The organism is Nonomuraea sp. NPDC047529 (genome assembly GCF_040642995.1).
Classification (GTDB): Bacteria; Actinomycetota; Actinomycetes; order Streptosporangiales; family Streptosporangiaceae; genus Nonomuraea.
In genome coordinates, this window is the sequence record NZ_JBEYTJ010000010.1 from 262,374 (window position 1) to 276,793 (window position 14,420).

At 69.7% G+C, this 14,420-nt stretch carries 11 protein-coding genes; 7 read left to right on the forward strand and 4 right to left on the reverse strand.

Translation table 11 applies throughout. The annotated features are described in order from the left end of the window. Nucleotides 1-82: 82 nt before the first annotated feature. From ABZ815_RS18875 to ABZ815_RS18885, 3 genes are all read right to left on the reverse strand, one after another. The gene (locus tag ABZ815_RS18875) at nucleotides 83-328 is read right to left on the reverse strand and encodes a hypothetical protein (protein ID WP_357699410.1); all 246 of its coding nucleotides are present in this window, start codon (nucleotides 326-328) and stop codon (nucleotides 83-85) included. 369 nt (nucleotides 329-697) lie between these two features. Then, nucleotides 698-1,150: a hypothetical protein gene (locus ABZ815_RS18880; protein WP_357699412.1), complete on the reverse strand. Its 453-nt coding sequence runs from the start codon at nucleotides 1,148-1,150 to the stop codon at nucleotides 698-700. A gap of 81 nt (nucleotides 1,151-1,231) precedes the next feature. Further along, nucleotides 1,232-1,768, reverse strand: a complete 537-nt coding sequence (locus ABZ815_RS18885; protein WP_357699414.1) for a hypothetical protein — start codon at nucleotides 1,766-1,768, stop codon at nucleotides 1,232-1,234. Nucleotides 1,769-1,872: 104 nt separating this feature from the next. On the opposite strand from ABZ815_RS18885, the gene ABZ815_RS18890 reads away from it, so the two are divergent. Next, a complete protein-coding gene (locus ABZ815_RS18890; RefSeq protein ID WP_357699416.1) occupies nucleotides 1,873-2,712 on the forward strand; it encodes a GNAT family N-acetyltransferase in 840 nt (279 codons plus the stop codon). 204 nt (nucleotides 2,713-2,916) lie between these two features. Then, entirely contained in the window at nucleotides 2,917-3,366 is a 450-nt protein-coding gene (locus ABZ815_RS18895; protein WP_357699417.1) for a hypothetical protein, read from the forward strand. A 290-nt stretch (nucleotides 3,367-3,656) separates the two neighbouring features. Here the strand turns inward: ABZ815_RS18895 and ABZ815_RS18900 are convergent, their stop codons facing one another. Then, complete coding sequence (locus ABZ815_RS18900; RefSeq protein WP_357699419.1) at nucleotides 3,657-4,298, reverse strand: TetR/AcrR family transcriptional regulator C-terminal domain-containing protein; 642 nt, start codon at nucleotides 4,296-4,298, stop codon at nucleotides 3,657-3,659. Nucleotides 4,299-4,440: 142 nt separating this feature from the next. Here ABZ815_RS18900 and ABZ815_RS18905 point away from each other — a divergent pair, with 142 nt between their 5' ends. The 5 genes from ABZ815_RS18905 (at nucleotide 4,441) to ABZ815_RS18925 (ending at nucleotide 14,380) form a co-directional block, all read left to right on the forward strand. Then, on the forward strand, nucleotides 4,441-5,451 hold the full coding sequence (locus ABZ815_RS18905) for an amidohydrolase family protein (protein WP_357699421.1): 1,011 nt from the start codon (nucleotides 4,441-4,443) through the stop codon (nucleotides 5,449-5,451). A 724-nt stretch (nucleotides 5,452-6,175) separates the two neighbouring features. Beyond that, nucleotides 6,176-8,146, forward strand: coding sequence for an SUMF1/EgtB/PvdO family nonheme iron enzyme (locus ABZ815_RS18910; protein ID WP_357699423.1), 1,971 nt, complete (start codon nucleotides 6,176-6,178; stop codon nucleotides 8,144-8,146). 486 nt (nucleotides 8,147-8,632) lie between these two features. After that, nucleotides 8,633-9,169 (forward strand): hypothetical protein, encoded by a 537-nt coding sequence (locus ABZ815_RS18915; RefSeq protein ID WP_357699425.1) that lies wholly within the window; start codon nucleotides 8,633-8,635, stop codon nucleotides 9,167-9,169. Between the two features lies 1 nt (nucleotide 9,170). Beyond that, nucleotides 9,171-11,387 (forward strand): ATP-binding protein, encoded by a 2,217-nt coding sequence (locus ABZ815_RS18920; protein WP_357699427.1) that lies wholly within the window; start codon nucleotides 9,171-9,173, stop codon nucleotides 11,385-11,387. Further along, nucleotides 11,384-14,380, forward strand: a complete 2,997-nt coding sequence (locus ABZ815_RS18925; RefSeq protein ID WP_357699429.1) for an ATP-binding cassette domain-containing protein — start codon at nucleotides 11,384-11,386, stop codon at nucleotides 14,378-14,380. The genes ABZ815_RS18920 and ABZ815_RS18925 overlap by 4 nt, the downstream gene beginning before the upstream one ends. The last annotated feature ends 40 nt before the right edge of the window (nucleotides 14,381-14,420 follow it).

The following is a 14,420-nucleotide window of genomic DNA, read 5'->3' on the forward strand; positions in this document are numbered from 1 at the left end:
ATTGGTGCGAGATGTTCGCAGATAGTAGGTGAATCTCGCCGTACGGTCACCGCACTGCCGCGCTGTTCGGCGATTCGGTGCATCAGGGTGTGGGCTGCGCACCGGTGGCGGGAAGGGCCAGGTCTGGGCATGTGTCGATGACCTGGTTCGCTCGCTCGACGGTGTTGCGGTGGTCGGCCAGCACGCCGTCGACGGTGTCTTCCGCGGACGGTCGCATGGTGGCGCGCCAGTCGCCGATCTTCGGGTCGATCTCGTCACCGGTCTCCAGCGCCGGCGCGTCCGACAGCGTCGGTTTCCCCGTCTGGGTCGGCTTCCGGCCTGCGCCCACCCACTGTTGCGTCCAAGCGCACGCCATGCCCGACGCGACCGCAGCTGCTGGTTGGTCATGCCGCCGGGGTGGGCGGCGGCGATGGCGGGGAGCTAGGTGCGGCTGAGGAGAAGACGGTCATGCTTCAAGTGGCGGCGGTCAGCGCGCGGCCGCGGGCGGCCATCCACGCCGGGGCCGGTGGGCGGTGGCGCGATGCGGTGTTTGCGACGACAGGCTGAACTTGAGCTCGTACGCCCTCTGCGACGACGGTCTGAAGCCAGTTGATCAGCAGCAGTGACGTGATCCCCGCGGTGGGCAGGATGTCGGCCAGCTGAGAGAGCGGCGGAGGGTGCGGGCCGGTCGACTGGCCTGTCCTGATAGGTCGCTTGGTCAGTGCGGCGACGGGTTCTCGCGCAGGAGCCACGATCCTGGCGTGAGGCGCAACGACGAGGTGCTTGGCGACCAGAGCAGCTCAGGCGTGTGCGAGGGTGGTCGGCCGCCGTCGAAGAGGAAGCCCTCCCAGTCGGGGGCGGTGTCCGGGAGGCGGCTGTCCACGACCAATCCCAGCGAGACCGGGTCACTCACCGCGAGCCAGAGAATCGCGCCCACTGCCCGGTGCGCCTCGTCTGTGGTCAGGCCGTCCAGGTCGAACTCGGCCAAGGTGGTGTCACCGTGGGGTGAGATCGAGGTCAGGACGTCGGTGTCGGCGTCCACCCACAGCTGCACGGTGAACGTCCGCAGGTGCGGGAAGGCATCGAGAGTGGTCTCGACGGGGCCGTCCTCCGTCAGGTGGCGTACCCCTTCGGTCTCCGGGTGCGTCAGCCGGAGACCGAAGGGGGCCATGTCGTTGAGCAAGTGAAGCAGAGCCAGGGGAGATCCGGCTCGGCGAACCCACAGTGCTTCCCCGAATCCCATGTCCTCAGCCTATCGAGTGAATTGGACGACGTTCTTGGCCCCGAGGATCCGCATCGCCGCCTGAATCACCGATAGCGGTGTACCGACCTCGAAGTAGGCGATGGCACGGACTCCTTCCCTGTCGGCGGCGTACTTGAGGATCGACAGCTTCTCGCGGAGCTTGTTGATGTTCTTGGCCTTGGCCGGTCCGCCGACGGCGAGCCACTCGCCGTTGGGGCCTATGACGTCCACGTCCGTGGACCCGACACCCGGGCGCACGACCTTCATGCCCTGTTTGCCCGCCGGTCCGGAGACGCGCCCGCCGACGAGTTCGGCGACCGCCTGCTCACGAGCCGCGCCGATGTCGATGCCGCAGTGGTTGGGGGTGTTCTGGTTGTGGACGAGAACCTCGGTGGCGCCCGCCGCCACGTAGTAGGTGTGCGGGCCGGCGACCGTGAGGTTGTGGACGCGCTGGCTGCCGGAGGTCCACTGCTCACGCCTCAACGCCATCATGATCCCAGGTGGGGCGTCTCGGAACCCCAACGATCTTCGGGCCTCGATGGCCATGTGGGGGCGGAAACGCGCACGCAGCCGTTGCGGAAGCTGAAATGTCGCCACGGCGGATTAGTGTGCAAACCGTGAGTGATGTGATCGATTGTCACCGTGAGCGTGTGCGCGCCGCCGACCCTCTCGTCGCCGTCGCGGATCTCGGCGAAGACCTGATCGAGACCGTGAACGCTGTCGGCGCCCCCTCGGTGAGCAGAGCCGACCCCGGCGCCCCGTCAGTGCGCTGGGGCCCGCTGACCACCTACTCCCTCCACGCCAGAGTCGCCGGCGACAACCCCGCGTACGCCCTCGGCGGCCTCCTCGACCGGTGGATCTCGACCCTCGACGCCGAGCCGGGTTCCGGGCTCGTGGTGAACTGGCCGAGCCGGGATGCCGCGCCCGTGGCGGCACTGGTCAGGCGGGGGTTCGCGCCGCGCTCCGTGCTCGGCGTCCGCGTCGGCCCCGCTTCAGCGGGCGGGCACTCGTCTCCAGGTATACGGCGGGCCACGGCGGACGATCTGGATGCCATGTGCCGGCTGTACGTGGAGCTGGTCGACTACGAGGCCCAGTTCGGCTGGTTCTCGGTGCTGCCCTCGACGCCCTCCGCCGCCCGGGCCGAGCTCGAGGAGAAGCTCGCCCGTGACGACGGCTGGTGCTGGCTGGCCGAATCGGACGGTGAGGTCGCCGGCATGCTCGCAGTCCATCACCCCGACCACTCGGGCTGGATCGCGCCCGCTGTGCAGAAGCCTCCGCCCGTGGCGTACGTGGGCTCCTTGTACGCGCGGCCGGTCAGCAGGGGCCGCGGCATCGGCGCCGCGCTGGCCGCCCACGCCCATGCCGAGGCCGCAGCGGCAGGCGTCGAGACCATACTGGTGCACTACGCGGCCCCGAATCCGCTGTCCGTCCCCTTCTGGTCCCGCCAGGGCTACCGTCCGCTCGTCACGACCTGGGGACGGTTCGCTTAGGCGAGGGCGGCCCTGCGTATCGGCGGCCCGTCTGCAGCCCCCACTACTGGTCGACCACGGGAGGAGGAGGAGATCGAGGCCCAGGAGTGGACGGGCGCCGTCCACCAGACCTGGCCGCTCCGCCCTCTCACCACCGGACAGTGGTGACCCGGTGAAGCGGGTGCCGGTCCCCGGCGGGAGACGGGGGCCGGCGCCACGTTCGACATGGTCGTGCAGTCCGCGGCCGGCAAGCACGTCCTGGCGCGGTCGGAAGATGTCGCGGTCGTGCTCGGCGGGCGCGATTTGGCGTCCGTCGGTACCCAGCCGGAGCTCGACGTGCTGGCGCTCGACCTCTGTCTGGCGGGCGACGAGCCGGGCGTGCCCGCTCACGACCCTGTTCCCGACGGTCGGAGTCAACCGCCGGGCACGGGCCGGTGGCCGGTGCTGATGCAGGAGCTCGACGAGCTCTCCCACTGGGGCCGCACCCAGGCCGTGCCGCGCCTCGTGACGGGCATGGAGCCGCCCGAGCCCGCGCTCCCGACGCGCTACGAGATCGCCGTCGGGCACGAGGACGAGCGCCGGGCGATGTCGGCGGGCCTACGACCCCGACGTCGTGCTGCACAACTTCGAGGTCCTGAAGCGCCTACGCGACGAGGCTCTGAAGTTTGCCTGTGACGGCGGCCTACATGAGTGGCACTGGATGAGTGCGGACACGTCGACCATCACGAGGGCGACGTCCTCACGGTCCTGCTCGGTGATGCCGGACTCCTAACCGGCCGCGCACAGCTCCGGCAGCACGTGCAGGTCTTTGTGCTGCCGGCTGGTCAGTTCCTCCTGATCACCGTTCGTGGCCCCATCCTGAGTTCCTGTCACTGGCCGCGCCATCCCCGCCTGCCCGCGTTGCGGCCGCCGCGTTCGATGTGGCGGTCGGCTCTACCAGCGGCGTCGAGCTCGGACGCGTCACTTCACTCCGCGCCCCGCGCGCCGTCCGCCGACTGGTCGTCGAGCAGCGCGCGGAACCCGGTGAGCAGGGCGTTCAGCCCGAATTCGAAGGCGCGCTCGGCGCGGTCGTGGTCCACGGGCACCCGCTCCAGCACGGCGCTGAGGCGGGGAGCGGTCTCGCGGTCCACGCCGGGGAGCATCACGCTGGGCGCGACCAGGTCGAGGGCGGAACCGAGGATGAAGCTCTCCAGCGCGGTGATGGCCGGCCGCACGTGGGTCTCGACGAAGCCGGCGTCCAGCAGCAGGCCGGCGACGTGTTCGTACATGGCGTGCATGAAGGGCTCGGCGAGCGGGGCGACGGCCAGCAGCGGTACGGCCCCCGGATGCGCGGCGAAGGCGTCCCGGTATGAGCGGGCCCAGTCCGCCAGCGCCTGCTCCCAGGGGCGCGATCGGGCCGGGCGCAGGCCGGCGGTCAGGGTCAGCTCCTCGCGCATGAGAGCGATGATCTCGTCGCGCCCGGAGACGTGGTGGTAGAGCGCCGACGGGGCCACCCCCAGGCTTCTGGCCAGGGCCGGAATGCTGAGCGTGCCCTGCTCGTCGGCGAGCTTCAGCGCGGCTGCGCCGATCCTCCGCCGGTCCAGCAGAGGCGTACGCGGTCGTCCCACCGATGCTCCTTGCTCCCGTCGAGTGTTACGGAGACTTTACCGAAAGGCATTCAGTAAAGCTCTTCCCAGACGCGGCCCGGCCCTTACATTGCTCGAAACTGAATGCCTTTCAGTTATGGTAGCGGAGGGTGACGTCACACTCATGAACGCCGACATCGTCTTCACCAGAGGAACCATCAGGACCGGAGCCGCCGGCGTTCCCGTCTCTGACGCTCTCGCGGTCACCGGCGACCGGATCAGCGCCCTCGGCGAGGCGGCACTGTCCGCTCGCGGGCCGGGTACCGAGGTGGTCGATCTGGCGGGCGGGGCGTTGTTGCCCGCCTTCGGTGACGGCCACGTGCATCCCCTGGCCGGTGGCATGAGCCTGCGCAACGTTCAGGTCCGGGACTGCACGGGCGTCGAGGAGGTCTGCAAAGCCGTACGGACCTGGGCCGCCGAGCACCCGGAGGCCGAGTGGATCACCGGTGAGGGCGTCGACCCGTGGCTCGCCCCTGGCGGCTGCTTCGACGCGCGATGGCTGGACGCCGCCGTCCCTGACCGGCCCGTGCTCCTGCGCACCATGGACCTGCACACCGCCTGGGTGAACAGCGAGGCGTTGCGCCGCGCCGGGTACACCGCCGCCACCCCCGACCCCACGGGCGGCCAGATCGTCCGCAGGGACGGATCGAGCGAACCGCTCGGCACGCTGCGCGAGTTCGGGGCGATGAACCCGATCCTCGCCCTCCTTCCCGAGCCCGGCCTGGACCTGCGGCTCACCGCGCTGCGCGAGGCCACGACCAGGCTCGCCGCGGCCGGCGTCACCTGGGTGCAGGACGCCTTGGCCGGGCCGGAAGAAGCCGAGACGTGGATCGCCGCGGCCGAGGATCTTCCCGTACGCGCCGGCCTCGCCTTCCTCATGGAACCCGAGCACTGGCGCGAGCAGATCGGCAGATTCCCCGGGGACCAGGATCGGGTGGAGAGCGCCGCACCGGGCACGCTCACCGGGAACGCGGTGAAGTTCTTCGCCGACGGCGTCATCGAGGCCGGCACCGCGGCCCTGCTCCGGCCGTACACCGACTGCCCGCACTCACACGGCATCGCCAACTGGTCGCCGCGCGAGCTGGCCGACGCCGGGCTTGCTGGGTGGTCCATGCGCCCGTCGGGTTGGAGGTGACGCCCAGCAGGTGGACGCGGCGTGTCTCGATCTCCATGACGAACAGGACGTACAGGCGTTTGAGGAACACGGTGTCGACGTGCAGGAAGTCGCAGGCCAAGATGCCGGAGGCTTGCGAAGTAGGGAACTGTCGCCAGGTCGGTGATGTCTGGCGTGGCGCTGGGCTGAGGCCGGCCGCGGTGAGGATGCGGCGGATGGTGCCTTCCCCGATCTGACGGCCGAGGCTGAGCAGTTCGCCCTGGATCCGCCGGTGCCCCCATCGTGGGTTCTCTCTGGCCAGCCGGATGACCAGCTCACGCGGTTCGTCCGGGATCGGCGGACGTCCGGTCGCGTTCGGGTAGGTCCAGCGTTGACCGACCGGCTGTCGGTGCCAGGTCGGCAAGGTGCCCGGCGTCACGATCCGATGGAGGCGAAGCTGTGTGGGCAGTAGTCGCGGCAGTGCGGCCGGCAGCGCTCGGTCGGCCCAGTCTGGTCGTGGCCGGGAGACTTGACGACGCAGGGCGGCGACCTCATGTCGCAGCACCAAGATCTCTACGTCCTTGGAGGTGTCGCCCCGTGTGAGAAGCGTCAACCAGCCGAACAATCGGACCATCAGCAGTACAGCAGGCGTAGAAACACGAGTGCCGAGGATAGAAGGCCAGGCCAGATGCCATGGACAAGTTTTGGCACCGCACAGGGTCATGCCATGGTGCTTGGTAAACGTTTACGGTGGTTGGGAGCATTCATGAAATCCCCCGGTTTCAACCCCTATCTGCCCAGGCCAATCGATCTGCCGACCGAGGTGCCGCTGGCGGCGGGAAGCGACCTGTCGGTGCTGGACGAGGCGAAGATCTTCGCCGCCCCCGGCGATCCGGCGCTGTGGGAGGTGTGGCGCGAGCGGCTCGGGCAGTGGCGGGAACAGGCACGGGAGCGGATCGGCTACTCCGGCGAGCGTTACCGGGTGTCCGACCGTGATCGTTTCAGCGTGTGCGTGGCCTGGCTGTGGGACGAGACGCTGTACGACCACGCGCGCGGCACCTTCACCGTGGACGTCTTCCTGGACGCGGCCGAGCAGGACTTCGGCGGGTTCGACGGCGTACTGCTCTGGCACGCCTACCCGGTGATCGGGATCGATGCCAGAGACCAGTTCGACTTCTATCGCGACATTCCCGAGTTGCGGGAGGTCGTCGCGGACTTCCAGCGGCGCGGGGTACGGGTCTATCTCAGCTACTACCCGTGGGCCAGCCAAACCTCCACCGACATCGCGGACATCACCGCGCGACTCGGCGCCGACGGCATCTTCCTCGACAGCTCCAAGGAAGGCCGGCCGGAGTTGCGCGCCGCGCTCGACGCCATCCGGCCCGGGCTGGTCATGGAGGGCGAGTCGCGGATCCCGCTGGCTCGGGTGCACGACCACCAGATGTCCTGGGCCCAGTGGTTCGCCGACTCGCCGGTGCCCGGAGTGCTGCGCGCCAAGTGGTTCGAGCGCGGGCACCTGCCGCATCACACCCGGCGCTGGCACCGTGACCATCTGGAGGAGTTGCACTCCGCCTGGCTGAACGGCGCGGGCATCCTCGTCTGGGAGTGCGTCTTCGGCGTCTGGGTGGGCTGGAACGCCCGCGACCGCGCGGTGCTGCGCGGCATGCGCCGGGTGCATCTGACGCACGCCGCCTGGTTCGGGTCGCCGGACTGGACGCCGCTGGCCGACCACGTCCCCGGCACCATGGTGTACGGCTCGCGCTGGGTCCACGAGGGGATGCCGCTGTGGACGGTCGTCAATCGCGGCGCGGCCTGCGACGGCCCTTGGCTGCACACCGCCGATCGGCCCGGCCACCGCTGGATCGACCTGACCACGGGCACGCCGCTGACCGTGAGCCCGGCTCAGGACGGCGGCGTCCACATCGGCGGCCCGCTACCGGCGGGCGGCATCGCGGCCGTGATGCCGGTGCCGCCGGGCGTCGATGTGCCGTTGGCACCGGTGAGCGAAGGGGCGGAGGATGACACCTTTCCCGCCAGGGCCGCTGTGCGGGCGGCCAAGCCGTATACGCCTCGCGACGCCGTACCGGCGGGGATGGTGGAGGCGGGCGGGGGTGAGTACGAGCTGGTGGTCCGTCATCGGGTGCGGGAGACCGGCCTGTACGGCGAAGCGCCCTATGTCGATGAGTGGAAGCCGCTCCCTCCCCGGCTGCACCACACCGGCACGCTATGCCGGGCGGTCCGGCTCGGTCGGTTCGCCATCGGTGTCAGGGAGGTGAGCGCCGCGGAGTACGCGGAGTTCGTACGCGCCAGCGGCTACCGTCCGGTCCGCCCCGAACGCTTTCTCGCGGGACACACCCACCACATGGACGCCATGAGCATGAACGTCGGCGACGCGCCCGCTACCTACGTGGATCTGGAGGACGCGCGCGCGTACGCCGCCTGGGCGGGTGCGCGTCTCCCCACCGAGGACGAGTGGCAGGTCGCCGGGGCGGCGGGGTTGCTGGAGCGCCGCGAACCGCTGGTGTGGAACCTCACCGAGAGCGAGCACACCGACGGGCGTACCCGGTTCTGCATCCTCAAGGGCGGCAGCGCCTACGCCCCGGAAGGCTCCGACTGGTACTTCGACGGCGGCCCGCAACCGGCCGACGTGTCGGCCAAGCTCCTCCTCCTCGGCGCCGGGCTCACCCGCTCCCCCTCGGTCGGCTTCCGCCTTGCCGTGGACCTGCCGCCCCGATAGCGGCCACCGGCCCGCCTGCGAGCGTGGAGAGGCCGCCCACCGAGCCACGGGCGCGCGAGGTGGGCGGCCGGACGACGCGGCGGCGGCCGGCATCAGCCGGACCGCCGCCCGGACGATCGAGCCCCTCAAACAGTCAGGGCGGATCGCGATTCGCTACGTCATCGACGGCGGAATCTACAGCGTCCTCGACAGTGGCGAGAACTCTCATGCGTGCGGCGACGTGCTGGTCCGGCGAGGCACCAACCACGCCAGGGGCGATCGCTCCGGCCGCCCCTGCACGATTCTCTTCGTCCTGCTGGACGTCGGACCACGCGTGACGTGACCGCCTGTGGGCTGCTTGTGGACGGGCGCCGAAGTTTCGGCCAAGTCTTGCGAAACCTGAGGCGTATCATCATAGTGTACAGAGATACGTGATCGCGCGTCTGGTCTGGGCCTCGCCGGCTCGCGAGGCATGAACGCAGAGGTCATCGACGCGAAGGGGACACATTGACGGGCAAACCCTGGCTTGCTCGCGGTGCGATGGCGATTGTCGCCGTCGTCGCTCTGGCGGGATGTGGCCTCACCGATCTGGACGACCTCAATTTCCGCGTCGACGATCGGTTACGCGTCGTCGGCCCCGAAGCCCGATCGACCGTGAGAACTCCGGTCACCGTCACCTGGACCATGGACGACTTCCGGATCGCGGCGGCCGGCAGCGAGTCACCGTCCCACGAGGCCGGCTACTTCGCGATCTTCGTCGATCAGCCGCCGATCGAGCCCGGCCACACGATGGACGACGTGGCCGAAGGCGACCCCTTCTGCGAGGGGTCGCCGAGCTGCCCGGACGAGACCTACCTGACCAGCCACGACATCTACACCACGACGAACCAGTCGTTCGAGATCCCATCGATCCCGAATCTCCCCGGGCACAAGGAGGATTCGCAACTTCACACCGTCACGATCGTGCTGATGGACACCTCCGGGCGCCGTATCGGCGAATCGGCCTGGGATCTCGATGTCCGCATCAAGAAGGTTGGTTTCTGACGTGCCACACCCACCACACACAGGGGACCAGCCCGCGAGCGAAGAGACGGCCCTCGCGGACGTCGAGCGGACGAGCGCGGCGCTGCGCGAGAAGGCGCGAGCCACGCTGGGTGTCACCGGCGACAAGAACACGGAGAGCTTCCGGTCCCTGGTCCGGAAGCACGATCTGCGCTACTACCCGGTCATCGCCCTGGGCCTGTTGTTCGCCACCGGCGCCTTCCAGAGTTACGCGTTCACGGTCCTCACCCCGGAGATCAGCCGCACGCTGGGCATCTCCGTCGCCGCCATCATCGGAGCACGCGCGCTGTTCCAGCTCGCGATCGCGATCGCGCCGTTGCCCATCGCGCGGCTGTCGCAGTCCGGGGCGCGGCGAGCGATGCTCTGCATCCTCACCGGGGCCGTGTGGAGCGTCATCACGCTGACGACCGGATTCGCCACCTCGCTGGTCGCGCTGATCATCATCCTCTGCCTGGACGGGCTCTTCACCGGGTCGGTCGGTGCCCTGCACGCGCCGCTCATCGTCGACAGCTACCCTCCGGCCGCGCGGGTGCGCGCGCTGACGGCGTACACCGCGATCGGCACCTTCGGCCAGGCGCTCGCGCCCCTGCTGGTGGGCGTTCTCGCCTCCGTCGCCGGCCTCAGCTGGCGGGGCGTCTTCCTGGCCCTGGGGGCCGCCTCGCTCCTCATGACCCTCTGCGCCATCAGGCTGCGCGACCCCGGTTACGGGAAGTGGGACACCGAGCGGTTGCGTGCCGACGTCCACCGGGAGCATGGCGAGACGACGGATGCGTTGTCCGGCAAGGACGCCGCGCTCGGGTTCTGGGAAATCTGCCGCCGCGTCCTCCTCATCCCTACCAACAGGCGGGTCTACGCCGGGTTCGCGGTGTACGGCGTGCTCACCGTGCCGCTCGGCACCTTCGTCTCGGTCTTCCTCGACCAGCGGTGGAACCTCGGGCCGGGCCAACGCGGCCTGTTCTTCTCGATGTTCTTCGGGATCGGCGTCGTCGCCCTGGTCCTCTACGGCGGCCGTGGCGAGAAGCAGTTCCGTGCCTCGCCGGCGCGCGTGCTCAGGGCCGCCGGTCTCCTCCTGGCGGGGACGGTCGTCTTCATCGCGGCAGGCGGGCTGATGCCGGCGTTGGCGCCGATGGTGATCTGCTTCGGAATCGCCGGGGGCTGCCTCGGGCTCCTGCATCCGATGCTCGGCATCTCGTTGCTCTCCATCGTTCCCGCACGCATGCGACCGCACGCGCAAGCGCTTGCCGGGATCTTCATCGCGGTCGGCGGCGCGGTCGGCGCCGCGCTGCTCGCCGGCGTCCAGGAACAGTTCGGGGTCGGCGGCACGATGGTCGCCATCGCCATCCCCGGCATGCTCGGCGCCTTCATCATCTCCAGTGCCGGCCAGTTCATCGAGGGCGACCTCGACCGGATGATCGACGAGGTGGTCGAGGACGAGGAGATCCTCCGGATCAGGCACAGCGGCGGGCACCTGCCGATGTTGTCCTGCCGCGGCGTCGACTTCTCCTACAGCCGGCTGCAGGTCCTCTTCGACGTGGACTTCACCATCGACGACGGTGAGATGGTGGCCCTGCTCGGCGTCAACGGCGCCGGCAAGTCGACGTTGCTCAAGGTCATCTCCGGGATCGGCCTGCCCACCGCGGGCAGCGTGCGCTTTCGCGGGCAGGAGATCACATATCTCGACGCCGAACGCCGGATGCGGCTGGGCATCACGCAGATCCCCGGCGGACGCGCGGTCTTCGGGCCGATGACCGTCGTGGAGAACCTGCGCAGCTACGGATACACGATGGCCAGGGATCGGGGAGCGGTCGAACGCGGGATCCAGACGTGTTTCGAGGCGTTCCCGCGCCTGTACGAGCGCCGCAACTCTCTCGCCTCGACGTTGTCCGGGGGCGAGCAGCAGATGCTCGGGCTGTCCAAGGCGCTGATGCTCCGTCCGCGGCTGCTCCTCATCGACGAGCTCTCGCTCGGCCTGGCCCCGGTGATCGTCGGCCAGCTCCTCGGCATGGTCCGGCGGATCAACGCCGACGGCACCGCCGTGGTGCTGGTCGAGCAGTCGGTGAACATCGCACTGAACCTCGTTGACCACGCGTACTTCATGGAAAAGGGCGAGATGCGTTTCGACGGACGCGCTGATGAACTGCTGGCCCGCGACGACCTGCTGCGCGCGGTCTTCCTTCAGGGCGCCGGAGCGGCGAAGTGACCGCGCGGCCCGATCTGGTCGAGCACGCGCCCGAGGCCGTCGAGGAGTCGGTGGCCGACCGGCGTGGCCTGCTCCAGCGAGCCCGCAAGCCGTTCCTCCAGATCCTGGCGTTCGTGGTCGCGGTCGCCGGGACGAAGATCGTGTCCGCGGTCCTCGACGAGCACGACGTCATCCAGGCGGCGACACCGTTCCCGGTGATCCTGCTCGGCACGATCGTCGGGATGACCTACGGTCTGCTGGCGGTCGGCATCGTGCTGGTCTACCGGAGCAACCGCATCATCAATTTCGCGCACGGGCAGATCGGTGCGTTCGGGGCGGCGTTCTTCGGCGTCGCCGCGGTGAAGTGGCACATCCCGTACTGGATCGCGTTCGCGATGGCACTCATCGTGGCCGCGGCGACCGCGGCCGCCGCCGAGACCGGCGTCGTACGACGGCTGCGCCGCGCGCCGCGGATCGTGTCCATCGTCGCGACGCTGGGCGTCGGCCAGTTCCTGGTCGTCCTCGCCGCGCTCATCAACTCCACCGCCTCCGGACCGCTGTACCCACAGCCGGCGTGGCTGCCGGTCTTCGACGTCGGCGGCCTGCGCGTGACGGAGGCCTACTCCGGCATGCTGTTCCTGTCGCCGTTGTTCGTGCTCGCCATCGCGTTGTTCCTCAGGCGGTCGCGGTTCGGTCTCGCCATCCGCGCGGCGGCGGCGAATCCGGAAGCGGCGCGGATGGCCGGCATCTTCGCGAGCCGGATGTCGACACTGGCCTGGGCGATCGCCGGTGCCCTGTCGGCCTTCACCGCGATCCTCACCGCGCCGACGCAGGGCTTCGTCGGCGCTGACAGCTTCGGTCCCTCGTTGTTGTTGCGCGCGCTGACCGCCGCCGTCATCGGCCGGATGCGGAGCCTGCCGATCGCCCTGGCCAGCGGGGTCGGCCTGGGCATCCTCGAACAGCTCCTGCTGTGGAATTACCCGCAGTCGGGCCTCGTCGAGGTGGCCATGTTCCTCATCATCCTCGTGGCGCTGCTGGTGCAGCGCCGGCGGGCGGGCCGCGATGAGGAGAAGGGCAGCTGGGCCGCGGTGCAGGGCCTGCGCTCGGTCCCGGAGAGGCTGCAGCGCCTGTGGGCGGTACGCGCGATGGGCCCGGCCTTCACGATCACGACCGTCGCGGCGCTCGCGATCCTGCCGCTCTTCGTCTCCAACGGCCTGTCGGTGACCCTCACCGGCATCATCGCCTTCTCGATCGTCGGCCTGTCGATCGGTGTCCTGACCGGTCTCGGCGGGCAGTTGACGCTCGGCCAGTTCGCCGTCGCCGCGATCGGCGCGGTCATCTCGTTCAAGGTGTCGAGCACCTCCGGCAGCTTCCCGCTCGCACTGCTCCTCGCCGGCCTCGGCGCGGGGCTCGTCTCGGTCGTGATCGGCCTGCCGGCGCTGCGCATCCGCGGCCTCATGCTCACCGTCACCACGCTCGGTTTCGCGCTCGCCGCCCCGGCGTGGCTGCTCACGCAGCCGTGGATGCTCGGCGAGGGGCAGGATCCCGGGAAACCCTCCGGCTGGCCGCTCGACGGCCCGCTCGACAGCGGTCGTGACTACTACTACTTCGCGCTGGCGCTGTTCGTCGTCTCCCTGGTGCTGGCGTGGAACATCCGGCGCGGCGGGTTCAGCCGCCTGCTCGTCGCCGTCCGCGACAACGAGGAGAACGCGCGCGCGTTCGCCGTGCGGGCGACCCTCGTCAAGCTCCAGGGCTATCTGGTCGGCGGGTTCATCGCCGGCATCGGCGGCGCGACCTACGCGCACTCCCTGTCCAGCATCAGTGCCGGGTCGTTCCCGACGTCCGCGAGCATCGACGTCGTCGTCATGACGGTGCTCGGCGGCATGTCCGCGCTGATCGGGCCGGTGCTGGGGGCGATCTGGGTGCTCGGCCTGCCGCTGCTCGACATCGGCAACATCGGGCTGGCCGCGACGAAGTTCGGTGCGCTGCTCCTCATCCTGTGGAAGGTCGGCGGCCTGATCCAGGTCGTCGCGCCGATCCGGGACCGGATCGTGAAGTTCATCGCCCGCCGGCACGGCATCGATCCCGAGCCGTTGTACGCCGGCGAGGACCCGGCCGACGCCACCGCGACGGCCCAGGGTGTCCGGATCAGCGGCCTGCGCGTCAGCGAGCCTGGTGCGGTGTCCTCGGAGCGACCAGCTCCCTCGACGGGCACGCCCCTGCTCGAGGCGCGCGATCTCCGCAAGAGTTTCGGCGGCGTGCACGCCGTACGCGGGGTGTCGTTCGAGGTGCGTGCCGGCGAGACGGTCGGCCTGATCGGCCCGAACGGCGCCGGCAAGACGACCACCTTCGAACTGCTCGGCGGCTTCACCAAACCGGACACAGGTCAGGTGTTCTTCAACGGTGAGGACATCAGCAGGGTCGGTCCGGAGGGGCGCGCGCGACGCGGTCTGATCCGGTCGTTCCAAGATGCCGCGCTGTTCCCCACGATGACCGTCAAGGAGACCGTCATGCTCTCGCTGGAGCGGGTGCAGCCGACGGGCTTCCTGACGTCGACGCTGGGATTGATGCTCGGCGAGCGGAAGAAGGAGCACCAGGCGCGTGCCCTCATCGCCGCGATGGGTCTCGACCGCCATCGGGACAAGCCCATCCAGGAGCTCTCGACCGGCACCCGCCGGATCACCGAGATCGCCTGCCTCGTGGCGTTGCGGCCGATGTGCCTGTTGCTCGACGAGCCCTCCAGCGGCGTCGCCCAGCGCGAGACCGAGGCGCTCGGGCACCTGCTGGCCGAACTCAAGCGCGAGCTCGACCTGACCCTCGTGGTCATCGAGCACGACATCCCACTCATCATGGGGATCTCTGATCGCATCATCGCGATGGCCGACGGCGATCTCATCGCCGAAGGGCCGCCGGACGTCGTACGCACCCATCCGCGGGTCGTCGACGCCTACCTGGGCGGCAGCATCACCGCGATCGAGCGCTCCGGCACGGGCAGGGGCGCCGCTGACCGATGAGGCGCGCTCGACGCGATGGCGCTCGAGACGGCAGGCCCGG

Excerpts from the sequence above, each read along its gene's own strand:
- ABZ815_RS18880 (WP_357699412.1), bottom strand. The coding sequence starts at position 1,150 with ATGGCCCCCTTCGGTCTCCGGCTGACGCACCCGGAGACCGAAGGGGTA.
- ABZ815_RS18885 (WP_357699414.1), bottom strand. The coding sequence starts at position 1,768 with ATGGCCATCGAGGCCCGAAGATCGTTGGGGTTCCGAGACGCCCCACCT.
- ABZ815_RS18895 (WP_357699417.1), top strand. The coding sequence starts at position 2,917 with ATGGTCGTGCAGTCCGCGGCCGGCAAGCACGTCCTGGCGCGGTCGGAA.
- ABZ815_RS18905 (WP_357699421.1), top strand. The coding sequence starts at position 4,441 with ATGAACGCCGACATCGTCTTCACCAGAGGAACCATCAGGACCGGAGCC.
- ABZ815_RS18910 (WP_357699423.1), top strand. The coding sequence starts at position 6,176 with ATGAAATCCCCCGGTTTCAACCCCTATCTGCCCAGGCCAATCGATCTG.